The sequence below is a fragment of the Pseudomonas glycinae genome, from assembly GCF_001594225.2.
Taxonomy (GTDB): domain Bacteria; phylum Pseudomonadota; class Gammaproteobacteria; order Pseudomonadales; family Pseudomonadaceae; genus Aquipseudomonas; species Aquipseudomonas glycinae.
In genome coordinates, this window is sequence record NZ_CP014205.2 from 6,034,935 (window position 1) to 6,059,301 (window position 24,367).

Annotated in this window: 20 protein-coding genes; 16 read left to right on the forward strand and 4 right to left on the reverse strand. The window is 63.0% G+C overall.

What is annotated here, in order from left to right:
* Positions 1-40: 40 nt before the first annotated feature.
* The 4 genes from AWU82_RS27630 to AWU82_RS27645 are packed head-to-tail and all read right to left on the reverse strand — an operon-like array spanning position 41 to position 5,967.
* Complete coding sequence (locus AWU82_RS27630) at positions 41-1,108, reverse strand: lipocalin-like domain-containing protein (RefSeq protein WP_064378945.1); 1,068 nt, start codon at positions 1,106-1,108, stop codon at positions 41-43.
* Positions 1,098-3,569, reverse strand: a complete 2,472-nt coding sequence (locus AWU82_RS27635; protein ID WP_064378944.1) for an FtsX-like permease family protein — start codon at positions 3,567-3,569, stop codon at positions 1,098-1,100. The genes AWU82_RS27630 and AWU82_RS27635 overlap by 11 nt, the downstream gene beginning before the upstream one ends.
* Positions 3,566-4,219: an ABC transporter ATP-binding protein gene (locus AWU82_RS27640; protein WP_064378943.1), complete on the reverse strand. Its 654-nt coding sequence runs from the start codon at positions 4,217-4,219 to the stop codon at positions 3,566-3,568. The genes AWU82_RS27635 and AWU82_RS27640 overlap by 4 nt, the downstream gene beginning before the upstream one ends.
* A 50-nt stretch (positions 4,220-4,269) precedes the next feature.
* Complete coding sequence (locus tag AWU82_RS27645) at positions 4,270-5,967, reverse strand: sulfatase-like hydrolase/transferase (RefSeq protein WP_064378942.1); 1,698 nt, start codon at positions 5,965-5,967, stop codon at positions 4,270-4,272.
* 391 nt (positions 5,968-6,358) lie between these two features.
* On the opposite strand from AWU82_RS27645, the gene AWU82_RS27650 reads away from it, so the two are divergent.
* From AWU82_RS27650 to AWU82_RS27725, 16 genes are all read left to right on the forward strand, one after another.
* A complete protein-coding gene (locus tag AWU82_RS27650) occupies positions 6,359-7,711 on the forward strand; it encodes a UDP-glucose dehydrogenase family protein (protein ID WP_064378941.1) in 1,353 nt (450 codons plus the stop codon).
* Positions 7,708-8,745 carry an NAD-dependent epimerase gene (locus AWU82_RS27655; protein WP_064378940.1) on the forward strand — a complete coding sequence of 346 codons (1,038 nt, stop codon included), beginning with the start codon at positions 7,708-7,710 and terminating at the stop codon, positions 8,743-8,745. The genes AWU82_RS27650 and AWU82_RS27655 overlap by 4 nt, the downstream gene beginning before the upstream one ends.
* Positions 8,746-8,763: 18 nt before the next feature.
* The gene (locus AWU82_RS27660) at positions 8,764-9,510 is read left to right on the forward strand and encodes a sugar transferase (RefSeq protein ID WP_064378939.1); all 747 of its coding nucleotides are present in this window, start codon (positions 8,764-8,766) and stop codon (positions 9,508-9,510) included.
* Positions 9,510-10,157 carry a CpsD/CapB family tyrosine-protein kinase gene (locus AWU82_RS27665; RefSeq protein ID WP_011333467.1) on the forward strand — a complete coding sequence of 216 codons (648 nt, stop codon included), beginning with the start codon at positions 9,510-9,512 and terminating at the stop codon, positions 10,155-10,157. Before AWU82_RS27660 ends, AWU82_RS27665 begins: the two co-directional genes overlap by 1 nt.
* A gap of 21 nt (positions 10,158-10,178) precedes the next feature.
* On the forward strand, positions 10,179-11,204 hold the full coding sequence (locus AWU82_RS27670) for a polysaccharide biosynthesis/export family protein (protein WP_064378938.1): 1,026 nt from the start codon (positions 10,179-10,181) through the stop codon (positions 11,202-11,204).
* A gap of 17 nt (positions 11,205-11,221) precedes the next feature.
* Complete coding sequence (locus tag AWU82_RS27675; RefSeq protein ID WP_064378937.1) at positions 11,222-12,814, forward strand: GumC family protein; 1,593 nt, start codon at positions 11,222-11,224, stop codon at positions 12,812-12,814.
* Positions 12,815-12,849: 35 nt separating this feature from the next.
* Positions 12,850-13,902: a glycosyltransferase family 4 protein gene (locus AWU82_RS27680; RefSeq protein WP_371915556.1), complete on the forward strand. Its 1,053-nt coding sequence runs from the start codon at positions 12,850-12,852 to the stop codon at positions 13,900-13,902.
* The gene (locus AWU82_RS27685) at positions 13,899-15,269 is read left to right on the forward strand and encodes an O-antigen ligase family protein (protein WP_064378935.1); all 1,371 of its coding nucleotides are present in this window, start codon (positions 13,899-13,901) and stop codon (positions 15,267-15,269) included. Before AWU82_RS27680 ends, AWU82_RS27685 begins: the two co-directional genes overlap by 4 nt.
* On the forward strand, positions 15,266-16,234 hold the full coding sequence (locus AWU82_RS27690; protein ID WP_064378934.1) for a glycosyltransferase: 969 nt from the start codon (positions 15,266-15,268) through the stop codon (positions 16,232-16,234). The genes AWU82_RS27685 and AWU82_RS27690 overlap by 4 nt, the downstream gene beginning before the upstream one ends.
* Positions 16,227-17,363 (forward strand): glycosyltransferase, encoded by a 1,137-nt coding sequence (locus AWU82_RS27695; RefSeq protein WP_064378933.1) that lies wholly within the window; start codon positions 16,227-16,229, stop codon positions 17,361-17,363. The genes AWU82_RS27690 and AWU82_RS27695 overlap by 8 nt, the downstream gene beginning before the upstream one ends.
* 13 nt (positions 17,364-17,376) lie before the next feature.
* On the forward strand, positions 17,377-18,378 hold the full coding sequence (locus AWU82_RS27700; RefSeq protein WP_064378932.1) for a polysaccharide deacetylase family protein: 1,002 nt from the start codon (positions 17,377-17,379) through the stop codon (positions 18,376-18,378).
* Complete coding sequence (locus tag AWU82_RS27705; RefSeq protein ID WP_064378931.1) at positions 18,375-19,682, forward strand: lipopolysaccharide biosynthesis protein; 1,308 nt, start codon at positions 18,375-18,377, stop codon at positions 19,680-19,682. The genes AWU82_RS27700 and AWU82_RS27705 overlap by 4 nt, the downstream gene beginning before the upstream one ends.
* Positions 19,679-21,598 carry a hypothetical protein gene (locus AWU82_RS27710; protein ID WP_064378930.1) on the forward strand — a complete coding sequence of 640 codons (1,920 nt, stop codon included), beginning with the start codon at positions 19,679-19,681 and terminating at the stop codon, positions 21,596-21,598. The genes AWU82_RS27705 and AWU82_RS27710 overlap by 4 nt, the downstream gene beginning before the upstream one ends.
* Positions 21,599-21,665: 67 nt before the next feature.
* Positions 21,666-22,355, forward strand: coding sequence for a GNAT family N-acetyltransferase (locus tag AWU82_RS27715; protein WP_064378929.1), 690 nt, complete (start codon positions 21,666-21,668; stop codon positions 22,353-22,355).
* 4 nt (positions 22,356-22,359) lie between these two features.
* Positions 22,360-23,547 carry a GNAT family N-acetyltransferase gene (locus AWU82_RS27720; RefSeq protein ID WP_064378928.1) on the forward strand — a complete coding sequence of 396 codons (1,188 nt, stop codon included), beginning with the start codon at positions 22,360-22,362 and terminating at the stop codon, positions 23,545-23,547.
* Complete coding sequence (locus AWU82_RS27725; protein WP_064378927.1) at positions 23,519-24,307, forward strand: ChbG/HpnK family deacetylase; 789 nt, start codon at positions 23,519-23,521, stop codon at positions 24,305-24,307. The genes AWU82_RS27720 and AWU82_RS27725 overlap by 29 nt, the downstream gene beginning before the upstream one ends.
* Positions 24,308-24,367: the final 60 nt, after the last annotated feature.

A 24,367-nucleotide genomic window follows, 5' to 3' on the forward strand; every position in this document is an offset into this window, starting at 1 on the left:
AGAGTTCCAATCGATCCCTTCGCAGGCAAGGCGCGCGAAATCAGTACCCGGTCATCTCCAGATAGCCCTGCCCGCCCCGATTGCCGCTCAGGCGCACCGGCCCTTCCCAATACGGAATGCGCAGGTTCATCCAGGCATCGGGGTTGATTGCATCGAGGGTGATCTGCAGATTTTTTTGCGGAATGTCGATCGACCAGCGCACCGGCATCGAACGGCCGGCGACCTTCGCAGTGCCTTGCGGGGTCAGCTTGATCTGCTCGGCGTGCAGGGTTTCGGTCTGGCCATCGGCGGCAATCCACGTGCCGGTCAGGTACGGCGCCCCTTCCTTCTGGCGCATGCGGTAAAGCATGACGTGTTCGCCGCCGTCCAGATGCAGGGAGAACCAGTCCCACCCTGTCTGATTGGCGGTCAGCGGCTGACTGCTCCATTCGCGGTCGAGCCAGGCCGGGCCGTTGACGGTGTAGGTCTGGCCGTCGATCTGCAGGGTGCCGCTGGCCTGGAAAAACGGCTGGCTGTAGTAATACGACGCCTGGCCCTGTTCGGATTTCTGACTGAAACCCTTGTCGCCTTGCAGCACCAGCGGGCGGCTGGAGGTCAGGCGCAGCTGGTAGCTGAAATTTTTGTCCTTTGCGCTGAGTTGCATGTCGCTCAGCGGATCGCTCGCCTGACTGACGAAACGCCAGTCATCGATCCACGCCTCGAACGGCGCCGCACGCACCCCGGCCTGCCCGACGCCGCCACGGGCGTAACGCTCGGCGGCGTGATGGACGCTGGCCGAGGTCACTGCCGCGTGCCCGAGCCAGATCGTCTGGTTGGCCCAGCCCGGCTGCTGCGGCGAGGCGTTCAGGGCGCTGCGGAATAACGTCCACTGCACGCCAAAATCGTTGCCCTGCGCATCCTTGAGATTGGCCGTCACGTACCACCATTCGATGCGAAAGCCGTCATGGGCGCCGTGATCCGCCGGGAAGCTGAACACCCGCCCCGGTACCACCGGCGTAAACGCCTGTGCCTGAGCGCCCATGCCGGCGAAGCCCTTCTGCTCCGCTGTGGGGTTGTCGCAACCACCGAGCAACAACGCCAAAAACACCAGCGCAAACCTAGTCCTCATGAGCAAACGTCCTCAGCAAGTCCGCCGGTTGCGTGCGGTACAGCGAATACAGCGGCCACGCCGAGGCCAGCAAGGTCGCCAGCAGCGCCAGCCCCATCAGTTGCAGCAACTGCCATGGAAACACCCGCAGCGGCAGACGCCAGCCAAAGGCCTGCACGTTGATCACCGCGTCCAGACACCACGCCAGACCGATGCCCAGCGGCAAGGCCAGCACCAGCGTCAGCAGCGCCAACAGCCACGTTTGCCCGAGATTGAGCAGCATCAACTGTCGTCGCGTCACGCCCAACGCCCACAACGGTGCGAGCTGGCCGAGACGGCTCTGGCTCTGGGTCAGCAGGCTGATGAACAGCGCCACGCCGGCGACGGCCAACGTCAGGCTATTCAGCGCGGCGGTCGCGGCGAAAGTGCGTTCGAAGACTTGCACCGACCAGCCCTTGAGCCGCGCCTGATCAACGATGCGACTGTCATCGAGCTGGAAGCGCGCCTGCAAGGCCGTGAGCAGCGCCGGGATGTTCGGCGGGTCGATACGCAGGTTGAAGCGGTTCGGCGTCAGCTGCGGCCAGCCGCGCAACAGGTGATTGCTGTTGACCAGCACATGGCCCTTGGGATTGCCGTAGTCGGCGTAGATCCCGACGATGCGCGGCGTCCACGAGCCGCCCGGCGTGGGAATGGTCAGGTGATCGCCCGGTGTGACTTTCAAGCGACGCGCCAATTGTTCGCTGAGCATCACCGCATCGTCCTTGGCCAGCGCCGCCCACGGGTCGTCTCCTCGAGATTCGAGCAACGGCCAGTGCTGGCGATAGTGCGGATGATCGATGATCCCGAACACATCCGCCGGCCAGCCCTGCAGCGTCACCGAAACCTGCCAGTTGGGCATGATCGCGGTGACGCTCGGTTGCTGTTTGAGCCACGTGTACAGCTCTCGCGCCTGCGCCGGGTTGCTCGGGTTCAGATAAAGCTCGGCGGTGAGCCGTTGTTCGAGCCAGTCGTTGAAGGTCTGGCGGAAACCGGCGGTCATGCTGCCGGCGCCGATGTTCGCCGCCATCGCCAGCAGCAGCGCCATCAACGCCAGGCTCAACGCCGGCAATTGTTGGCGGCAGTCGGCGAGAAACCACTGCCCGAGCACCGAGCGGCTACGCCCGAGCAACCCGTTGAGCAGCGCACTGAGCAACACCGGCAGCGCCAGCGCGGCGCCGAGCAACAGCCCCGCCATCAACACAAAACCGCTGGCCAGGCTGTTGCCCCACACCAGCGCCGCCAGCGCAATCACTGCACAAACACCGGCGACCCAACCCTGACGCCGCAACCAGCTCGCATGTTGCTGATGCCAGGCCTGCGGATCCGCCACCGCCAATAACGGCAGACGCGCCGCCCGCAGCAAACTGTTGGCTCCGGCCAGCAATGCGCCAAGCAGACTCAAGCCGATGCCGCTGAACCACCACCACGGACTCAGACGCAACTGCCCCGCCACTTCCGCGCCGTACAGACCGCGCAGGCTGGCGGCGACATCCGGCAACAGCACGCTCGCCAGCCAGTAACCGCTGACTACGCCGAACAACCCGCCGATCAACGCCAGCGCGCCGAGCTCGACGATCAGGCAAGCGATCAGCATCCGCGCGCTGACCCCGCAGGCCCTCAAGGTGCGCAGCAGTCCCCGACGTTGCTCCAGCGCCAAACCGATAGCCGCGTGGACGATGAACAAACCGACAATGAACGAGAGAAACCCGAGCGCATCGAGGTTGAGGTGGAAGCTTTCGGTCAATCGCGCAAGGTTGTTTTCCTCGCCACTGCTCTTGAGCTGCAACTGGCCCTTGAACGCGGCCGGGACGTCGGCGTGAAAATCCTTCGGCAGCAGCAGGCGTGACAGTTGCTCGGGCTGTTCGAGCACGCGCTGAGCGACGCCGATGTCCACCAACAGCATGCCGGGGGCCATGTCGGTTTGCGCCCGCAGCGGCGGCAGCGTCTGGCCGGTTTCGGTGGCCGGGGTCGCGCCCTCGGCGAGGTTCAGCGCCCGCAAGGTTTCGGGAGAAATCCAGGTGCTGCCCGGCGGGCTGAAGAACTCGACGACGCGCTCGATCGGCATCGCCTGCCCGGCCACCGCGCTGTCACCGGGTAAAGACACCGGTTCGATACCCATCAACTGCAGGCGCTGGTTTTCGTGGCCCTTGAGACTCAGGCGTCCTTGCAGCATCGGCGACACCGGCCAACCCAGACGCCGCAGGTCAACGAACCATTGTTGCGGGAACGTCGCGCCGTTCGGCGTGCTGAGGCTGGCCTGGGGTTCGCCGCCGATCAACTGGCTGGCCCGGGCATAACTGTCCCGCGCCTGACTGTTGAGGGCTTCGACTCCGGTCAACAAGCTGGTGGCCAGCCACAACCCGGTCAGCACACTGAAAAACTGCACCGGATGGCGTCGCCAGTGACTCAGCAGCGCCATCAGCGCGTGGCGGAAAACCTTCACGTCAACCGACCGCTGGACAGCACCACGCGCTCCGCCAGCCGCGCCGCCACGCGCTGACTGTGGGTGACCATCAGCAAGGTGGTCGGCGTGTCGTCGAGCAATTCCAGCAACAGTCGCAGCACTTCGTCGCTGGTGGCTTCGTCGAGGCTGCCGGTGGGCTCGTCGGCCAGCAGCAGTTTCGGTCGCGCGGCCAGCGCCCGCCCGAGCGCAACCCGCTGTTGCTGGCCGCCGGAGAGTTGTTCGGGATAGCGCTTGAGCAATTCGCTCAGCCCCAGGCGCTGCACCAGATGCTGCTGCCAACGCGGGTCATGCCGCCCGGCCAGTCGCGCCTGAAACGCCAGGTTGTCCTCGATCCGCAGGCTGCCGATCAGGTTGTACTGCTGGAACACCAGACCGATTTCGGTGCGCCGCCAGTTGGCCAGTTGCGCCTCGTTCATCCGGTCCAGCCGATGTTCGCCGCTGCTGATACTGCCGCTGTCGACTTTGTCGAGCCCGGCGATCAGGTGCAGCAGCGTGCTCTTGCCGCTGCCCGACTCGCCCATCAGCGCCAGGCTGCTGCCGGGCTTGAGCGTCAGGTCGATACCTTGCAACACCGGCAACGGGCCTTGTGGGGTGAGGTAGCTTTTGAAGACGTTGTGAACCTGGAGCATGCCGCCATCCGATCGATCCGTGTCGGCCAAGGATAGCGGATACCGGCGCGTTACTGACCCACCGCCACACTCGTCGACGCTTCACCCGGCGTCACGATGCTGTTCAGGTCGATGTGTTTCCACTCGGGTCTGGCCCCCAGCCGCGCGTTGAAGCGGTAGTTGAAGGTGAATGCATCCGCCGTCGCCACGCTCAGCGGTTTGCCGTACACCGCTTCGATTCCCGGCAGGTCGTAGCCCATCAACTGCAACAGGGTCGGAAAAATGTTGTAGTGACTGGAGCGATCCTTGTTCACCGCCAGTTGCGCTGACCAGTCGAGCGTCTGCAACTGCTCGCCCTGAATCACCACCAGCGGCACCAGCCCTTCTTCTTCCACCGGATCGCCGCCGCAGTGGGTGTTCAGTCCCGGATTACCGCGTTCGTGCAGATCCTGGCCGTGATCCGAGGTGTAGATCAGCAGCGCGTTGTTCAGATTGGCCTGGGCAAACACCCGCGCGAAGAACTCGCCGACATTCCACAGCACGGTGTTCTTGTAGGCATTGCGATACAGCAGCCAGTCATCCGGCTGGCCGTTGAAGCCGGTGCGCTCGCCGGTGTCGGCGACTTCCGTGAACTGCCCGCGCGGCAAGGTCGGGCGGTAGGCCATGAAGGCGTCGGGGTATTTGTCGTGCACCGGGAAATGCGCGCCGACCTTGTTGATCAGCACCAGCTCCGGCTTGCCGTCGTTGAGCAGTTCGATCAGCTTGGCGGCGGCAGCCATGTCGCGGTCGCGCACGCTGGTCTGGTCGAATTGCACGAATTCGTCGATGTCCTTTTTTTCCGCATCGTTCATCAGGTTCTGCAGATTGCCCCCGGTGCGCTGAGCGTCGATGTAGACCGTGCGCAGGCCGGCCTTTTTCGCGTACTGCCAGATCGACGGCAGCGTGCTGTTGATGCGCATGTAGTCGGCGCGGGTGCCGCCGTAACGCAGGGTGATGTTGGTGTCGGCGCTGCAATTGGCGATGGACGCCGCGTAACCGTAATTGAAGATCTGCACGCCCGGACGGACCTGCTTGAGGTTGCTGTGCACACCGAATGGCGCGTTGATGTCCAGGTAATTGCCGGAAATGCTTTCGTCGATGATCAGCACGATGTCGTGACCAACCGCCGGGCCATTGCGCGCCAGAGTCACCGGCTCACGCGGGCCGACGGTGTTGTGCAGCGCTTCGTAGCCGAACAGGTTCAGATAGGCCAGCGGCGTGTACATGATCGGCAACCCGCGAGCACCCTCGCCGGCGCGCACGAACAACACGGCGCTGAGCAGCAACACACCGCACAACGGCGCAGCGATCCGCAAGGCATTGGGCACCGGGACCGCGTGTCGTGGCTTCAGGCCAATCCCGAACAACAGCAGCAGGCCGTTGAGCAGCCCATGAATGATCGCCCCCCGATACTGATACGCCGCTTCCTGAATGAAGCCGCCGGAGTAAACCAGCGAGACAAAACTGCTATAGGTCAGGTAATCGGCGGTCACCCTCGTATAAACATCGAAGAACACCGCCGAAACAAACAGGGTTAATGCGAACAAATGCCGAATGAAAGTCTGACGTATATAGGCGGTTAGTAATAATGCGAAAGTCAGCGTCAAAAACATCGCGCCAAAAAGAAGTACTGCCAGACCAATACCCATCGCACTTAAGCGGTCAAGGTAATATTCTGAATAAAGCAATAGATAAATAATTAAAAGCAGTTCTTTCAGATATCGAAACATGGCGATTCCGGGTGTGTCCGACGAGGCATTGTCAAGGGTTTGTCGGTCAAAACCTGACACTAGCACCGGGCCATTAAAGCGCAAGAAATGTCGGACATTATCAAAAAGCGTCAAAAAACTGTTGACTCAAATCTGACACACCCAAGTCGTTAAAACCCTTGAATTTCGCGGCCTACGACCGTTTATCGTTTTCTTCGGAATGTGAAAAACCCGTCAAGAACGGGACAAATCCATCTACAGCAAGCACTTGATGGCCTTTCGCCCCCAAAAATGGGGGTGTTATACCCCTGCAACATGTCATTTTGCTGACACGCTTTCCCCACGCTGCGCTATACCCCTTTTGACAGTTCCATTTTCGATCTTCCATCACCGTCTTACGAGGCACGCCAATATGGACGTGAGCGTATTTGGTACGGGCTATGTTGGCCTGATACAAGCAGCCGCACTTGCCGATGTTGGACATCGCGTATTGTGCGTTGATATTGACCCGAACAAGATTAAACAACTGCAACAGGCAGTACCGCCTATTAGCGAGCCGGGTCTTTCGGCAACTTTGGAAGAAAATATCAAGGCCGGGCGTTTGTTGTTCAGCACCCAGGCCAGCGATGCGGTGGAACGTGCCGGGCTGATCTTCATCGCCGTGGGCACGCCGGCCGACGAAGACGGCTCCGCCGACCTCAGCCATGTGCTCAACGTGGCGCGGCAGATCGCCAGTTTCATGGAAGACGATCGGACGCTGATCATCAAATCCACGGTGCCGGTCGGCACGGCGGATCAGGTGCTGCACACCGCTGAAGAAGAACTGCAGCGGCGCGGCAAAAATGGTCTGGCGGTGCGAGTAGTGTCCAACCCGGAATTTCTCAAGGAAGGCAGCGCCCTCGCCGACTGCATGCGCCCGGACCGGATCATCGTCGGCACCCGCGATGAACTGGCCCGCGAACAGATGAGCGAGCTGTACGCGCCGTTCTGCCGCAACCACGAAAAACTGATGTTCATGGACAACCGCAGCGCCGAGCTGACCAAGTACGCGGCCAACGCGATGCTCGCCACCCGCATCAGTTTCATGAACGAACTGGCCAACCTCACCGAACTGCTCGGCGCCGACATCGAAGCGGTGCGCAAGGGCATCGGCTCCGATCCGCGCATCGGCTATCACTTCATCTACCCGGGCTGCGGCTTCGGTGGCTCGTGCTTTCCCAAGGACCTGCGCGCCCTGCTGCACACCGCCGAACACAACGGCATGCCGCTGAAACTGCTGCGCAGCGTCACCGACGTCAACGACGCGCAACGGCACATCCTGTTCAGCAAACTCAGGGCGCAATTTCCTCAAGGCCTGGCCGGCAAGTCCATCGCGATCTGGGGTTTGGCGTTCAAGCCGAACACCGATGACATGCGTGAAGCCCCGAGTCGTTACCTGATGGAAGCGCTGTGGGCCGAAGGCGCCAGCGTGCAGGCCTATGATCCGGAAGCGATGTCCGAGTGCCGTCGCCTTTACGGTTACCGCAATGACCTGCACCTGTGCGCCACCCGCGACGACACCCTGGAGGATGCCGACGCCCTGGTGATTTGCACCGAGTGGAAGAATTTCCGCGTGGTGGATTTCGAGCTGCTGGCCAGCAAGCTGCGCTCGAAAGTCATCATCGACGGCCGCAACCTCTACAACCCGGAACAAGTGGCGGCCGCCGGCCTGCACTACAGCGGTATCGGCCTGCGCCACATCGCGCCCGACGGGTTGCGGCCATGAAAATCCTCGTCACCGGTGCGGCCGGGTTCATTGGTGCTCATTGCGTACTGCGGCTGGTGCGCGACGGGCATCAGGTGATCGGCCTGGACAATTTCAACGGTTACTACGATCCGCAGCTCAAGCACGATCGGGTGGACTGGGTGCGCGGACAGGTCGGGGACTTCCCGTTCGCCACGATTGATCTGGCAGACGCGTCGGCGCTTGAAGCACTGTTCAGCAGTGAACGGCCGCAAGTGGTGGTGCACCTCGCGGCGCAGGCCGGGGTGCGCTATTCGCTGGAAAATCCACGGGCCTATCTGGACAGCAATCTCGACGGTTTCCTGAACATTCTGGAGTGCTGCCGCCGGCACCCGGTCGAGCACCTGGTCTATGCCTCGTCCAGTTCGGTGTACGGCGCCAATCAGCGCACGCCCTACTCGGTACAGGACGGCGTCAATCACCCGCTGTCACTGTACGCCGCGACCAAGAAAGCCAATGAATTGATGGCGCACAGCTACAGCCACCTGTTCGGCATTGCCTGCACCGGGCTGCGGTTTTTCACGGTGTACGGGCCCTGGGGCCGGCCGGACATGTCGCCGATCCAGTTCGCCAAGGCGATCAGCGAAGGCTCGCCATTGAAGCTGTTCAACTACGGCGAGCATCAGCGCGATTTCACCTACATCGACGACATCATCGAAAGCATCGCACGCCTGATCGAGCGTGCGCCCCGGGCCAATCCCGAGTGGAACCGCGAGCAACCCGACCCGGCCAGCAGCATGGCGCCGTGGCGCTTGTTCAACATCGGCGGCCAGCACCCGGTGGCGCTGAAAACCTACCTCGCCCTACTGGAAAAACACCTCGGTCAGAAAGCCGTGGTCGAGCTGCTGCCGCTGCAACCGGGCGACGTACTCAATACCTGCGCCGAGGCCAGCGATCTGGCCCAGGCCACCGGGTTCCAGCCCCGGATAGAGCTGGATGAGGGACTTCGGCGGTTCATCGCCTGGTTCCGCGATTACTACCCCACTGCCTATCGCCCACGCGCCGCTCGCGGCTGAACATCAGCGGAGGACTCCATGACTGGACATGAGAAAGGTGTACCGATGCAACAATTGGTCCGTGATAAACGCATGGATCCGGAACAGCGAATGCGCCTGGACGCGGCCATCCACCGCCAGGGCCAGGGCTGGATGACCGGTCGCGACGGCGGTCGCCCATGGCAGCTGTCGCGCACCAATCGGGTGGTCGCCTGTCTCGGCGCACTGATGATTTTGCTGATGATTTCGCCGCTGCTGATCGGTCTGGCGCTGGCCATCAAATTCACCAGCAAGGGCCCGGTGATGTTCGTGCAAAAACGCACCGGTTATCGCGGGCGCAAATTTGGCATGTACAAGTTCCGGACCATGGTCGCCAACGCCGAAGAGCTCAAGGAGTCACTGCGCCACCTGAACAAGCACGGTGCCGACGCCATCGACTTCAAGATCGACCAGGACCCGCGCATCACCGGGATCGGCGGTTTTTTGCGGCGCACCAGCCTCGATGAACTGCCCAACCTGATCAACGTGGTGACCGGCGACATGCGCCTGGTCGGCCCTCGCCCGACCTCGTTCAACGCCTATCGCTACAAGGACAGTCACCTCGCACGTCTGGCGATCTACCCCGGCATGACCGGTCTGTGGCAGATCTCCGGACGCAGCAATATCGACTTCGACCAGCGCGTTGAGTTGGACCTCAGCTACATCGCCGAGCAGAGCCTTCTGCTTGATCTGAAGATTCTGTTGAAAACCCCCTTCAAAGTATTCAGCGGCCACGGAGCAAGCTAATGGACGGTTCAACCAACAAAAGCCTCAGCATTGCCAGCCCCAGCGAGTCGAACCTGACTTCAACCGTGCTGGACCTGGATCTGCGGATCCTGTTCCTGACCGCCGCCAACCCCGGCGCCGGCACCACCACCAGCGCCCTGGCGCTGGCCAGTCAACTGGCGCAGATGAGCAGCGGCCAGGTGCTGTACGTCGACGCCAGCCAGTCGGCGAGCAACCTGACCCAGCAACTGAACCTGAGCAAGGAGCGCGGCCTGCGCGACCTGCTGTTCAACCCGGACAACCCGCCGCTGCTGCAGGACTGCGTGGTGCAGGTGTCGAGCCTGCCGTTTCATGTGCTGCCCAATGGCCGGCCGATCCGCACTACTGAACACCTGACTGCCGAGCGTCTGAGCCCGCTGCTGGATCAACTGGGCGCTCAGTACCGCTTTGTGGTGATCGATGGCGACGCGGTGTATTCGGCCGCCGACACGCTGGTCATCAGCACCCAGGTCGACGGTGTGGTGTTCGTGGTACGTGCCGAAGACACCCGCTGGGAAGTTGCCCAGGCAGCCGTGCAACGGTTGACCCAGGCCGGGGCCAAAGTGGTCGGCAGCGTGTTCAACCGACGCAAGTACTACATGCCTAAATGGCTCTACAAAAACCTGTAAGCAACCGCAAAGGATGACGCCATGAACGCCAGGATTCTTGTGCTGCTGATGCTGCCGCTTGCAGGCTGCTCGAGCACCTCCGAAACCCAGAACATGCCGGTGAACATTCTCACCGCCACGCCGGCCAACGCCCAGGCCACCGACATGCCGAAGGTCGAGCAGACCCTGCGCCCGCAGGATGTGCTGGACGTGATCTTCCACATCAGCACCAGCGGCTCGGACGCTTACCGCGTGCAGTCGGGTGACCAGATCGGCCTGAACTTCACCGCCGCCAGCCAGCTCAATGGCAACCAGTTGGTGCTGCCGGACGGCACCATCGAACTGCCAGGCGCCAACACGTCGGTGAAAATCGCCGGGCTGACCAGCGAAGAAGCGCGCCAGGAAATCCAGCGCGCCTACCAGCGCAAGCAGCTGTTCCAGCCCAACCGCAATCAGTTGACGGTGCAGATCATCAGCCCGCTGACCAACGAACAGAACCTGAAAAGCGCCCTCAACCACCCGGCCACCGGCATGAGCCGCGAGATCACCGTCGGCACCGACGGCTACGCCAGCTTCCCGGAAATCGGCGCCGTGCCACTGCAAGGCATGACCGTCAACCAGCTCGAAGCGTTCCTCAACAAGAAGTACGCGCAACTGCCGGGCCGCATGACCGTGGACGTGCTGCTCAAGTCCACCGCCGGCAATGAAATCTATGTGCTGGGCGAGGTCGGCCAGCCGGGTTCCTACCCGATCCGCCGGCCGGTGTCGGTGCTGGAGGCGCTGACCCTGGCGCGCGGCACCAACGTCAAGGCACGGCTGGATTCGGTGGTGATCATGCGCCGCAATGGCAATCAGGTGCAGGCCGTGCGCTACGACGTCGAGAAAGCATTGTCGGGCGAGGCGCCGCAGATCGCCTACCTGCAACCGGACGACATGCTGTACGTGCCGAAAACCAAACTGGCCAGCGCCGGCGAACTCGCCCGGCAACTGGCCGACGTGGTGCTGTTCCAGGGCGTGGGCTTCAGCTTCGGCTATCGCGTCGACAACAAAGACAGCAACAACAACTGACTCTCAGGTGACCGATCATGAATCCAAAGGAAAACTACCTGCATGAGTTCTTCAGGATCTTCTTCGCCAACAAGCAGTTGGTGAAACGAGTGTTCCTGATCTTCGCAGTGATCGCGCTGGTGCTGCCGCTGCTGCTCAAACAGAGCTTCGATATCACCGCTCAGGTGATCGTGCAGTCGAAAAAACTGTCGCAGGGCGACGCCACCACGTCGCTGACTGTGGACAACGCCACCTTCATCCCGCCATCGCTGGCGGACATGGAAACCGAGAGCAACATCCTGCGTTCGCCGGCGCTGATCCGTCAGACCATCAGCGAACTGCGTGACAAGGGCGAATACACCCCGTCGCCCGGGATGTTCAACAAACTGGTGAGCGAGCCGTTCAAGCGTTACATCAGCTCGCCGCTGCGCCAGTACGTGATCAACCCGGTGCGTAACGCCCTGGGGCTTGAGACCGATCCGGTGCGCGACACTGTGCTGGATGCCCTGACCCAGCAAGCCATCGACAGCCTGAAGATCGAAACCCTGCCTGGCTCCAACGTGATCTCGATCGTCTACAGCTTCCCCGACCCGCATCAAGGCACGACTTTCGTCGCTGCCCTGTTGCAGAACTACCTGGTGAGCCGTCAGGCGCTGCAATCGATCGATCTGCCGCAGTCCTTCTACGAAACCAAGAAGCATCTCTATCAGGTGCGCCTCGATGGACTGGAAGGCAATCGTCAGGCGCTGCTGGAAAGCGTCGGCGCGTCGGATCCGAAGGAGGAAATCACCTTCCGCCTCAACGCGATCAACACCGAAGAGCAGGCGCTGAACCTGTACCGCGACCGCCTGCTGCAGAGCCAGCGCTGGCTCGAATACCTCAAGACCGCGCTGGCCGCCGCCAGTAACAGCAAACTCAACGACTACACCTTCCCCTACACCTTCACCACCACCGTCGACAACGTGGCGTTCGAGGATCGGGAAATCAAACAGATGGGCGAGCAACTGACCACCCAGGTCAGCCGCTACATGAACGATCTGGCAGTGTTCCAGCCCGGCAGCGAACCGATGTTGCTGACCCGCGAGCAGATTGCCCGCACCCGCCAGCAGTTCCTCAAGGTGGTGAGCAACCGTATCCAGGAACGCACCAACGATCTGGCGGTGGTTCAGCAGGTGATCGATCAGAAAACCGCGCGCATCGCCGAGTTCAAGAACCGCATCCACGAGCTGCAGCAAACCCAGAGCAAGCTGCGGCAGATGGACACCGAAATCGATGCCCTGCACGCCGCGTTCTCGACCTACGCCCAGCGTTTTGCTGAAAGCAGCACCACCCGCTCGCTGAGCGATGACCTGTCCAACGCCCGGGTGTTGAGCCCGCCGTTCGAGCCGACCGAAGCGGCGTTCCCCAAACCGATGCTGATCATTCCGTTCGGGTTGTTCACCGGTCTGCTGCTGGCGATTGCACTGGTCTACGTGCGTGAGTTCTTCGACCACCGCTTCAAACACCCGGCGCAAATCAGCCACGAGCTGGGCCTGCCGGTGCTGCTGGTGATCAACGACCAGAACGCGCAGCCGAGCAACCCGCACAAGAACTGGACCGTGCCGAGCTTTGTGCACTGGGTGCGCAATTGAACACGCCGTCCGCCCCGAACGCCGCCCTGCCGATCATGCATTTGCTCAGCAGCGGTGGCTTCTACGGGGCCGAGCGGATGTTGCTCGATCATTGCCTGGCGACGCCGGGGCAGCACCAGGTGCTGTTCCTCGATGCGCCGCCGGAACTGATCGCGCGCTTTCGCGAGGCCGGTGTCGACGCACAAGGCTGCGCAGGGCTGGCTGCCCTGCTGCGGCACTTGCGTCAGCGGCGCGGTGAACGTCCGTTGATCAACACTCACAATTTCAAGGGCCTGTTGTTCGGCTGGGTCGGCGCCACGCTGTTGCGCCTGCCGCTGGTGATCACCCAACACGGCTTCACCCCGCGCAGCCGCAAGCAAAAGTTCTACACCTGGCTGAGCCTGCAACTGTGCCGCACCGCGTCGGTGGATCGGGTGGTGTGCGTCGCCGAAAGCATCGCGGTGCTGCACCGTCAGGCCAGCGTGCGTGCGGAAAAGTTGCAAGTGATCCCCAACGGATTGCCGGCGGCGGCCGCCTTTCCTTGCGACGCGCCAGGACCCCGCTGGCTCGCCGGTTACGTCGGACGCTTGAGCAGTGAGAAAGGCCCGGATCTGTTTCTCGACGCACTGATCCCGCTGTGTCATCAGCACTCGCAACTCGACGCGGTGATGCTCGGCGACGGCCCGGAACGCGAAGACTTGCAGGCGCGGATCGACGCCGCCGGTTTGCAGCGGCGCATCCGGTTGCCGGGTTACCAGACCGACATGCGTCACTGGTGGCAGCAACTCGATGCACTGGTGATCAGCTCGCGCACCGAGGGCACGCCGATGATTCTGCTGGAAGCGATGCAGGCCGGGGTGCCGGTGGTGGCATTCGGCGTCGGCGGAATTCCCGATGTGCTGGAGCACCGCCACAACGGCTTGCTCGCCGCCCCCACCGACAGCGCCGCCCTCGCCCGTCAGCTCGACACCTTGCTGTCCGAGCCCGGACTGGCACGGCAACTGCGCGATAACGCAAAACGCACGCAACAGGACCGCTACGACCTCAAGGCCCTCGCCGAACGCTGGTCGCAGCTGTACATCCGCACGGCACGGGAGGCACGCGCATGATTTTCCCGCTCTCGATCGTCAGTCTGTTGGGTCTGGCCTGCATTGCTCTGCTGGCCAGTCCCTGGCCCTACCTCGCGCCGGGTGCAGTGCTCGGTCTGGTGGGGTTCGCGGTGTTGTACCGCAAACCGACCTGGGGCCTGCTCGGCATTGCCGCCTTGGTACCGTTCGAGGGTTTCTTCAAGGACAGTTCGCTGTCCGGCAGCAAACTGATCGGTGCTTCGCTGGCCCTGATCCTGATGCTGCAACTGGCGATGCACCAGATTCCCTCGGATCGCCTGCGCAGCAATATCTGGCGCTTTCTGATCGCCTTCATGACCCTGTACTTTCTCAGCCTGCTCAACACTGACGATATGGGCATGTCGCTCGGTCATCTGCGGGAAATCAGCGTCGGCCTGATTCTGTTCGTCATCACCCTGCTGATCGGCCGCGAGCTGAACCTCGACCTGTTCGCCCGGCTGGTGACCCTGGCCGTCAGCACGACCTGCGCCATGGCCATGTTCTCCACCAAATTCCAGGATCAGGGCCGCGCCGCCGGCCTGCTCGAAGACCCCAACGCTTTCGCCCTGCTCATCGCGTTCGCCATTCCGCTGGGGCTGCTGCTGGTGATCCGCAGCCCGAACCTCTTGCATCGGCTGTTCTGGGGCGGTTGCTGCCTGCTGTTGCTCGGCGGCATGACCAAGACCGAATCGCGTTCCGGGCTGGTGGTGCTGGCCTTGAGTCTGGTGATCGGTTGCTGGCACTACCGCGCTCAACTGGCGCGGATTCGTCCACGTCACCTCGGCTTTGCCATGCTCGGCGCGGCGATCGTGATTCCGCTGGCGATCTATGCGATGCCTGCCGGTTACATCGCGCGTATCCAGTCCCTCAGCGTGTTGAGCGCCGGCGCCAAGGGGCACAACGACGAATCCCTCGGTCGCCGTGCCTCATACATCGTGGTCGGCGGCCAGATGATCCGCGAGAACCCGCTGCTCGGCTCCGGCCCCGGCACCTTCCCGCTGCACTACGCCACCACCGGTTACGCCAAAGCGTTTTCCGCCAACCGCAAGATCGGCGACCTGTATCGCCGGGCGCATAACACCTACCTGGAAATCTTCAGTGAGCTGGGGGTTCCTGCCGGCCTTATGTTCGTCGGCATGCTCGCGCTGGGCCTGTACAACCTGATGCGCGCACGCAAGGAATGGATGCTGCGGCGCAACTGGCAACAGGCAGATCTGATGACCCACCTGGGGGTGAGTTTTCTGTCACTGACGCTGTTTCTGATGTTCCTCAGCGCGCCGAACCAGAAATACCTGTGGATCATGCTCGCCATGACCAGCGTCTTGCGCCTGAAAGCCGAGCAGGCGCCGATGACGGAGGCTAAAGCATGAGCCGGATCAGTATCGTCATCCCGATGTACAACGAGGCCCGGCACATTGGCCGCACCTTGCTGGCCGCGCAAAAAGCGGCGCACGCGGCGGATGTCGAGTGTGAACTGATCGTAGTGGACAACGGATCGAGTGACGAAGGACCGCAGATTGCCCGGCAGTTCGGCGCCCATGTGCTGGTGATGCCAGGCCTGCTGATCGGTGCGCTGCGCAATCGCGGCACAGCCATTGCCACCGGGGAATGGCTGGCGTTCATCGATGCCGACATCGAAATGCCGGAAGACTGGTTGCGTCCATTGTTCGACATCGAAGCCAGCGGCCAGGCCGATGTCTTCGGTCTCGATCTGCACACCCCCGCCGCCGCGCCGTGGTACGCCGCTGCCTGGCAGCGCCGGACCTTGCGCCCGACCACCCACACCAGCCATGTCGTCGACTGGCTGCCCAGCGCCAACCTGCTGATGCGCCGGCGCTGGTTCGACAAGGTCGGCGGTTTCAACGAAACCCTGCGCACCGGCGAAGACAAGGAATTCACCCTGCGCCTGCGCGAGCACGGCGCGCGGCTGCTGTCGATCAATGAAAGTGTGGCCCTGCACTGGGGTTACGAAATGAACTGGCGCGAGTGGATGGGCAAGGAACTGTGGCGCCAGGGCAGTCACCTGCAACTGCTACGCAGCCATGGTTTCAGCCTGCGCCTGTTGCGGTTTCCGATGCTGTCGATCTTCGTCTGGATTCTCGATTTCCTGGCGATTTCCGCCCTGCTCGACGGTTTCCCCCATCACGCCGCGATCATGGTGATGCTCACGCTGGTGCCGGGGCTGGTGCTCAGCGTGCGTCAGAGCGCCAAGCACCGCAACGTCTGCCTGACCCTGCAACTGTGGGGCCTGCACTGGGTGCGCCTGCACCTGGCGGGCGCGGCGTTCATTCTCAGTCTGTGTCATTGGAACGCCAGGAGGCCTGCCCGTGGCTGAATTCATTTTCTGGATGTGCCTGCTGCTGCCGGCGTACGCCTATGTCGGCTATCCACTGCTGCTGACGCTGCTGGCGCCACTGTTTCCGGCGTGGCGCCACAGCCCGGCACCGCCGCTGAACGTCAGCATCGTCATTGCCGCCCACAATGAAGCACGGCACATCGAACACAAGCTGCGCTCGCTGCTGTCCCAGGATTATCAGCCGGCGACCCTGCAAATCATTCTGGCCAGCGACGGTTCCACCGACGCCACCGTGGCCTGCGCACACAAGGTCGTCGACCCGCGAATCACCGTGCTCGACCTGCCTCGCCAGGGCAAGGCCGCCACCCTGAATGCCGGCGCGGCGCTGGCCACGGGCGACATTCTGGTGTTCACCGACGCTGACAACCAATGGTCGCGGGAAACCCTCGGCTACCTGCTGGCGCCCCTGAGCGACCCACAGGTCGGCGCCTGCGCCGGACACATGGTGATTCCGGTCACCGGCGGCGGACTGAGCATTGGCGACAGCCTTTATCGGCACTACGAGGGCTGGTTGCGCCGGGTCGAGAACCGTACCGGCTGCATGGTCTCCGCCGACGGCGCCCTGCTCGCCCTGCGCCGCGAACTGTTCGAGAACGTGCCGGCCGAGGTCAATGACGACTTTTTCATCAGCACCTGCGCGCCAGTGAAATTCAAACGCATCGTCTACGTGCCCGAAGCGCAAGTGATCGACCACGGCGTCGACGAAGCGGACAAGCAATTCCGCCGGCGCCAGCGGGTCACGGTCGGCGGCCTGCAAAGCCTGGCGCAACGCAGTGAACTGCTGAATCCGTTCAAGCATGGGCTGTATTCGATTGCGTTGATCAGCCACAAGCTGATCCGCCGTCTGGCGCCGATCCTGTTGCTGCCGCTGCTGCTGAGCAATTTCTGGCTGTGGGAAGACCACGGTTTCTATCGCCTGAGCCTGATCGCGCAACTGCTCGGCTACGCCATTGCGATTGCCGGTCTGCTGGATTCGCAGCACCGCTTGCCCAAGCCGTTCCGCCTCGCGGCGTTCCTGCTGGTGACACTGGCGGGCATGAGCATCGGCCTGTGGCAGTTCCTGCGCGGCCAGCGTTATGCCCAATGGAACCCTGACCAAAACCGTTGAGAGGGACAGAGCCATGGCGATCAAACAACTGATTAAACGCACCAGCGGCTGGCTCTATCTCAACTCGTCCATAGGACGCAACCAGTTGCACGGCGCCGGGGTGATCCTGATGTTGCACCGGGTGCTTTCCAACGACCGCGCCGCCGACCTGCCGCACCGCAACGAACTGTGCGTCGGGCCCAAGGCCTTCGAACACTTGCTGGTGTGGCTGCGCAAGCATTTCGATTGCGTGCCGCTGATGGAGATCCTGCAACCCAATGCCCTGCGCACCGAGCGTCCGCAGGTGGCGCTGACCTTTGACGACGGCTGGCGCGACAACGCCGCCAACGCTTTTCCGCTGCTGCAGAAACATCAGGTGCCGGCGAGCATTTTTCTCTCCACCGATTTCATCGGCAGCCGGCAGCGTTTCTGGTGGGAGAGCATCGGCGAAACCCTGTGGGGCAGTCATGGTGAAAAAGCCCGCACGCACCTGATCGAATGCCTGCGTGCCGCCGGCCAGCCGTTGCCAGTGCTGCTGGATGACATCGATGTGGATCGCCGCAGTCTGACCCTGTTGCATTATCTGCAAAGCCTCAAGGCGCTCGATCCGAAGATACTCGAACGCCTGACCGACGAGTGCCCGCAAGAGTCGCAGCCCCAGGCGCTGGACTGGCATCAGGTGCGGGCGATGGAGTCTTCCGGTCTGGTGCGTTTCGGCCCGCACGGCGCCAGTCACGCGATCCTCACCGGCCTGGACGACGTGCGCCTGAGCGAAGAAATCAGCCGCAGCCGCGATGCCATGCTCAACGGCTGCAACCGTCCGCTGCCGGTGTATTGCTACCCCAACGGCGACAACGACGAGCGGGTGCGCGAACAGATCGCCAATCACGATTTCCCGTTTGCGCTGGGCACCGGCAGTGGCATCTATCGCGGTACCGGCGATCCGCTGAACCTGCCGCGCTTCGGTGTCAGCCAGCGCACAGCGCGCAATCCGCAACTGCTGTCGTGGCGGATCTATCGCGGGGCGCGGCCATGAGTCGAGGCAGTTACCTCAAGCACCTGGCGCTGAGCATGGGCACCAAACTGGCGATGATCGCCCTGCGCCTGCTGAGGAATGTGCTGCTGGCGCGAATTCTCGGCCCCAGCGAACGGGGCCTGTTCGCCCTGCTCAGCACCCTGCCCGATCTGATCAGCGCCGCCACCAGCGGCGGATTGAATTCCGCCGTGGGTTATCAGGCAGCCAAGCAGCGGCCGATGGGCTTGTTGCTCGCGCAAGTGCTGGTGTTTGGCTGTTTGCTGGCGGGTCTGCTGACCTTGCTGGTGGTGGCGCTGGTGCGCGAGTTCGGCAGTGAACTGGACGTGACCATGCAACTCGGTCTGCTGGCGTGGCTGTTGTTGCTGGCGGTGCCGTTGACCGTGCTCAAAAGTGGTCTGCTGACCTTGCACAATGCGTCCGGCGGCGTGGTCGCGTTCAATGCCTTGCGACTGGTGGAATCCCTGGCGCCGCTGTTGCTGTTTCTCGCGCTGTTCTGGATGTGGAAAGAAGCGGCCCTCGAAGCCGCGCTGATCAGTTGGCTGGCCGGCATCAGTCTGGTGGTATTGGTCGGTTGGTTGTGGCTCAAACGCGCGCAGCCGTTGCAGCTGCAATGGGATCGCGCCAGCCAGAACGAATTGCTGCGTTTCAGTGCGCGCAGTCACCCGGATCTGCTGTTCCAGCAAGTGATCCTGCGTTCCGATTACCTGTTCATCGGTGCCCTGCTGGGCAGCACTGCCCTCGGGCATTACGCGATGGCCAGCGCCGCCGCCGAATTGCTGCTGATCGTTCCGGAAGCGGTGACCACGCCGCTGATGAAACGCCTGCTGCAACAGGACGAAGGCATGGACAAGGTCACGCCGCTGGCTCTGCGCCTGACCGCCACGGTGATGCTCGGCGCCTGCCTGACCATGGCCGTGATCGGCGAATGGCTGATCGTTACCCTGTTCGGCGTCGCCTACCAACCGGCGTATCCGGCGCTGCTGGCCTTGCTGCCGGGGCTGCTGGGTCTGTGTTACGCCAGCATCCTGCGCCTGGACCTGATCGGCAAGAACCGCCCCGGCACGGTGTCGCTGCTGATGGGGCTCGGTGCGCTGCTCAATCTTGCGCTGAACCTGCTGCTGATTCCGGCCTACGGCATCGTCGGTGCAGCGGCAGCGTCGTCGATTGCCTATCTGGCGGTGACCGTGGCGATGCTGGTGTTGTACTGCCGGTTGAGCGGCGTGGCGTTCTGGCAAACCCTGATCATTCTGCCCAGCGACCTCACGCCGATGTGGCTGATGTTGCAGCGTCGGAAGGCAGCATGAAAGGCCTGGCCCTGCTGCTCGGTCTCGGCCTGTCGCTGGACGCCTTCGCGGCGTCGATGCGTTGGGGCGACATTCGCGACGGCAGTCTGTACCTGCAAGCGGATCGCCCCGACACGGTGACCGTGCGCTGGGCGCCGGCGTGGCAGGCGGAGGCCAACGAAGAGCACATCTTCCTGCTCGACGGCCGCGGCCAATTGCAGGGTGAACGCTTCATCAAGGCCAGTGAAACCCGTGGCAGCCAGAGCTGGCCGTTGGCGCCGGGCGCCGCGAGTTATCAGCTGGAGATCCCCGGCTACAGCTTCCGCAGTTATCGGGTCGAGCACGACGAAAACACCGTGGCGCTGTTCGCTCCGGCCAAAGTGCATTTCAGCGCGGAAACCCGTAACGGCGATGAGCTGTATTTCAAGGTCGCCGCGGGTGAGCACGCGATATTGGCGGGCAAGTTCCACGGCGGGGTCAGCGCCCTGCAAGCGCAGCGGGTCGGTGATGGGCAGCCCCTGACACTGGCGCTGAAACCCTATCGCGCCTATTGGCAATTCGATCAGGTGGCGTTGCCGGTCAGCGAACGCGAACAGGTCTGGCGCCTGCGTCTGCAAGGCAGCGGCAAAGCGGCGTTCTGGCTCGACGGCACGGCCAATCTGTTTGCACAGAGCCCGCAACAGCTCAAACCGCTGCGTGAAGACGACGGCCAGACGCGCCTGACCCTGCACGACAAAGTCCTCGGCCGCACCCCGGATCTGGGCATCGCCCTGCCCTACGTGATGCCGCCGCCGGCCAGCCATCCGCTGCTCGATGCGCTGAAACCGACGGCCGCCAGTTACTACAGTTTCGTCGACGTGACGGCGAGACAACCGCACTTCGAAGATGCGTTTCGCCAGGTCTATCAGGATCGCTTCGGCATTCGCCAGGACATCACCTTGCTCGCCGGCAGTCAGCGTCAGGCCGATCTGCGCGCCGACGTGCAAAGCAACAACGGCCTCGACGCCTGGCTCGCCAGTACCCGTGCGCTGGGCGGCAAAGGCACGCATTACATCGGGTTTGCCGACGAGCCCAACCTGAATTATTCGAGTTACGAGCAATACCGTTCGATCTTCACCAGCATGGCCCGGCAAGTGCGCAGCGATCCGGCCAATGCCAAAGCAGGTGTGCGCATCGCGATGCCGGCCAGTTCACGGCTGGTCAACGGCCCGTTCGCCGACAACGCGGCGAACAAGCGCGGCATCGACTGGGCCCGGCGCCTGCTCGGTGAATCCGCCGATCAGGTCGATGCGCTGGCCTGGCACGAGTGGATGATTCGCGACCTGCTCGCCACGCGCGTGTACCGCGACAGCGTGCGTCGGGCGGCGGACCTGGTCGGTCTCGACGCCAAGGGTCAACCACGCAAAGCCTTGCTGCTGGACCAGACCAACCTCTCAAGCGGCTCGAGCCTGAGCCCCTACGATCAGGAAACCCATTTCACTTCGCTGTGGTGGGCCTCGGTGGTGATCAACGCCTCCCAGGACGGCTTGCTGAGCATGCTCAACTGGTTCCAGGCCGCCGATGAGCCGCAGTACCCCAAAGGCATGTTGCGGGTGCTGGGCGATGACCGCTTCGAGTTGAAACCGGTGGGCCTGGCCCAGCAGTTCATTCAGCAGCACTGGTTGCACAACGTGCTGTGGCTGGAGAACGACGCGTTCGAAGTCGATGTGCTGGCGATGGCCGGCGACGATCAGCGAGGACTGCTCGGCGTGAACAAAGGCACGCGTTTGCAGCATGTCGATCTGGCGGGCGCCAAATGCCCGCTAAGCGGCGGCGCACTGCGCTACTTCGGTGCCGACAACCGCAGCCGCGACGCGCCGTTTCGCTGTCAGGACGGCCGCGTGCGCTTCGAACTGCCGGGACAGACCCTGTTTGCCCTGAGCTGGAGCGCCTCGTGACCGCCCCGTTGATGTCCGGCCGCGCTGGCCTGTGCCGCGCGATGACTCGTCATCAGGAGCCACGACCATGAATGTTCTGCAAAAAATCCGCGATCACATCAAACACAGAGGCCTGCGGGCCACCTTGGCCAAGGTGTGGAAACACTACGTCTTTTCTCATCAGGAACTGCTGTGGATGGAGCGCGACCTTGTCAGTCCGGTGCCACCCCACAGCCTCAAGCCCTACCCGCCGCTGCGGGTGGTGAAGATCACCCCGGACAACGTCAGCGCCTTCGCCCGCCACTTCGGCGACCGCGTCGGCACCATGGCGGAGCTTGCCCGGGAACATCACACCGGGCACATGCACCTGGACGATCAGGGCCATGCGGTGGCCTTCATCTGGGGCACCGCTCAAGACTATTTCGACCGGCACTACTACGGCTGCCTGTTCCCGGTGAAACCCGGTGAGTTCTTCGAATTCGGCGGCGAACTGACCCGTGCCTACTGGGGCACCGAACTGTCGGTGGATCTGCAACTGGAACTGTGGAAAGCCATGGCCGCCCAGGGCTGCGACAAGGTCGTGGACGTCTGCGAATTCCACAACATCCCGGCGCTCAAGCTGCATCTGCGCATGGGCTATACCGAACAGGGTCGGATCATGAACATCTACAAACTGTTCGGTCGCTGGCGCTTCTACCGCGAAACCCGCTACAACGGCTCGCGCCTGGAGGCGTTGCGCAAACCTTCCCGTCCACCTGTCACAGCAACGGCGACCTGAGCCTATGGCGCGATTCGAATGGCGCACCTCGTTGTGCGCACCTGACTTCCCGGCGGCGGCCTATGAAGCGCTGCGCCTGCGGGTGACGGATCACACGCCGTTCAACAGCCTCGACTGGCTGTGTGCGGCAGAGCAGGCGCTCGATGCGCACGAGCGACTGCATGTATTGCTGGGTTGGGAAGCGGACGAATTGTGCCTGTGCCTGCCACTGGTGGCGAGCCGTGAACGGTTTTTCGGTGTGCCGTTTCGGGTGGTGCATCACCTGGGTTATCCGCTGGCTGATCGCCTGGCGTTGTTATCACAGCTGAACGCCGACGATATGCGCCAAGCCCTGCGGCTGATTCGCCAGCGAGTGCCCCACGCCCTGCTGCAACTCAACGAAATCGCCGAGCCGGTCGGCGCCGAAAGCGTGCTCAGCGAATGGATGACCCACAGCTCCACCGGCGAACGTCGCTTGAGCTGCCGGGTGCCGGTGCACCTGATCAGCGACGCCGACCGCCAGGAAGTCTCGGGCGACCCGCGCTACAAACTGCGCCGGGCGCGCAAGCGTATTGCCGCGTGCGGCGCCGAAGTCCGGCGGATCACGCCCGACGCGACCAGCATGGGCCCGTTGCTGCAGGTCATCAGCGAAGTCGAAGCGGTGAGTTGGAAAGGTGACGAAGGCGTCGGGATCTTTGCCAGCGAGCGCAGCCGCCGTTGCATGGAAAACGCTTTCACCGCCCTCGCCGCTTCGGATCGGGTGCGCGTGGTGATGCTGGAACTGGACGGGCGTTGCATCAGCTATCGGCTCGGCCTGCTCGAGCAGGGCCGGCTCTACGATTACAACCTCGCCTTCCTGCCGCAGTACGCCGATCTGGGCAGCGGCCGGGTGCTGCTGGAGGAATGGATTCGCTGGGGGCTGGACGACAACTGGCGCTGGATCGATGCCTCGCGGGTCAGCCTGGAAAACTCCAGCCATCAACTGCACGAACGCATGACCGGGCAACTGGAACACTGGCGCTGGAGCTTCTACTCCTGGCGCCCGAGCGGGCTGCTGCTGGGGTTCGGGCTGCGCGTCTGGCACCGGCTCAAGCCTGGGTTGCAACAATGGCGGGCGAAGCGTGCGGCGGCCAGAGCGGCGGTCATTGCGACACCTGTGATCAACCCCACCAAGGAGGGCGAACATGCCTCGCCAAGTCATAGTCAACGCTGACGATTTCGGCCTCAGTCCGAACGAAAACGCGGTGATCCTCGGCGCGTTCCAGGCCGGGGTCATCAGTTCCGCCACGGCGATGGCCAACATGCCGGCGTTCGAAGCAGCCTGCGCCATGGCCCGGCTGCCGTTGCTGGAAGGCCGGATCGGCCTGCACTTCAACCTGACCTACGGTCGGCCCTTGAGCCGGGCCATTCTCCAGCGTCGCACCTTCTGCGACAGCCACGGCGTGTTCGACCTCAACCTGCCTCGCCACAGCCTGTGGCTGGGCCGCGAAGACCGCGAGGCGGTGCAGGAAGAATTGCAGGCGCAGTGGCAGCGCTGCGTCGATCATGGCGTGCGTCCCAGCCACCTCGATTCGCATCAGCACGTGCACAACATCTGGCCGATCGGCGAGATCGTCGCGCGCTTCGCTGCCCACCAAGGCGTGCCCGTGCGCCTGGCGCGCAACCTGGGGCAAAACCTCAGCCTGCCCAAACGCGTGTTCAAGGGCCTGCTCAACCGTCGTTTGCAGGGACTGGCCGGGGTCACTGCCGATTACGTCTGCACCCCGGTGGACCTGCGCAACGCTGCTGCGCCGACCGACGGCGTGCTGGAAATCGTCGCCCATCCGAACCAGCTCGGGGCGGATTTCGGTGACGCTTATCTGCAACCCGGAGAGTCCCTGAGCCGCGTGCTAGAGCTGCAGCTGGCGGGGGTTCCACGGGTTTCCTATGCCGATCTGAACAAGGAATTTCTACGCGGTGCCGAGGCACTCTGAACCGTTACACAACTTGCAATACATTCAAAGCTGGCGCTTTGACATGAACTTGCAGGGCTG

Excerpts from the sequence above, each read along its gene's own strand:
- AWU82_RS27725 (WP_064378927.1), top strand. The coding sequence starts at position 23,519 with ATGCCTCGCCAAGTCATAGTCAACGCTGACGATTTCGGCCTCAGTCCG.
- AWU82_RS27715 (WP_064378929.1), top strand. The coding sequence starts at position 21,666 with ATGAATGTTCTGCAAAAAATCCGCGATCACATCAAACACAGAGGCCTG.
- AWU82_RS27670 (WP_064378938.1), top strand. The coding sequence starts at position 10,179 with ATGAACGCCAGGATTCTTGTGCTGCTGATGCTGCCGCTTGCAGGCTGC.
- AWU82_RS27710 (WP_064378930.1), top strand. The coding sequence starts at position 19,679 with ATGAAAGGCCTGGCCCTGCTGCTCGGTCTCGGCCTGTCGCTGGACGCC.
- AWU82_RS27720 (WP_064378928.1), top strand. The coding sequence starts at position 22,360 with ATGGCGCGATTCGAATGGCGCACCTCGTTGTGCGCACCTGACTTCCCG.
- AWU82_RS27690 (WP_064378934.1), top strand. The coding sequence starts at position 15,266 with ATGAGCCGGATCAGTATCGTCATCCCGATGTACAACGAGGCCCGGCAC.
- AWU82_RS27700 (WP_064378932.1), top strand. The coding sequence starts at position 17,377 with ATGGCGATCAAACAACTGATTAAACGCACCAGCGGCTGGCTCTATCTC.
- AWU82_RS27665 (WP_011333467.1), top strand. The coding sequence starts at position 9,510 with ATGGACGGTTCAACCAACAAAAGCCTCAGCATTGCCAGCCCCAGCGAG.
- AWU82_RS27680 (WP_371915556.1), top strand. The coding sequence starts at position 12,850 with ATGCATTTGCTCAGCAGCGGTGGCTTCTACGGGGCCGAGCGGATGTTG.
- AWU82_RS27685 (WP_064378935.1), top strand. The coding sequence starts at position 13,899 with ATGATTTTCCCGCTCTCGATCGTCAGTCTGTTGGGTCTGGCCTGCATT.
- AWU82_RS27705 (WP_064378931.1), top strand. The coding sequence starts at position 18,375 with ATGAGTCGAGGCAGTTACCTCAAGCACCTGGCGCTGAGCATGGGCACC.
- AWU82_RS27640 (WP_064378943.1), bottom strand. The coding sequence starts at position 4,219 with ATGCTCCAGGTTCACAACGTCTTCAAAAGCTACCTCACCCCACAAGGC.
- AWU82_RS27645 (WP_064378942.1), bottom strand. The coding sequence starts at position 5,967 with ATGTTTCGATATCTGAAAGAACTGCTTTTAATTATTTATCTATTGCTT.
- AWU82_RS27655 (WP_064378940.1), top strand. The coding sequence starts at position 7,708 with ATGAAAATCCTCGTCACCGGTGCGGCCGGGTTCATTGGTGCTCATTGC.
- AWU82_RS27675 (WP_064378937.1), top strand. The coding sequence starts at position 11,222 with ATGAATCCAAAGGAAAACTACCTGCATGAGTTCTTCAGGATCTTCTTC.
- AWU82_RS27630 (WP_064378945.1), bottom strand. The coding sequence starts at position 1,108 with ATGAGGACTAGGTTTGCGCTGGTGTTTTTGGCGTTGTTGCTCGGTGGT.
- AWU82_RS27650 (WP_064378941.1), top strand. The coding sequence starts at position 6,359 with ATGGACGTGAGCGTATTTGGTACGGGCTATGTTGGCCTGATACAAGCA.
- AWU82_RS27660 (WP_064378939.1), top strand. The coding sequence starts at position 8,764 with ATGACTGGACATGAGAAAGGTGTACCGATGCAACAATTGGTCCGTGAT.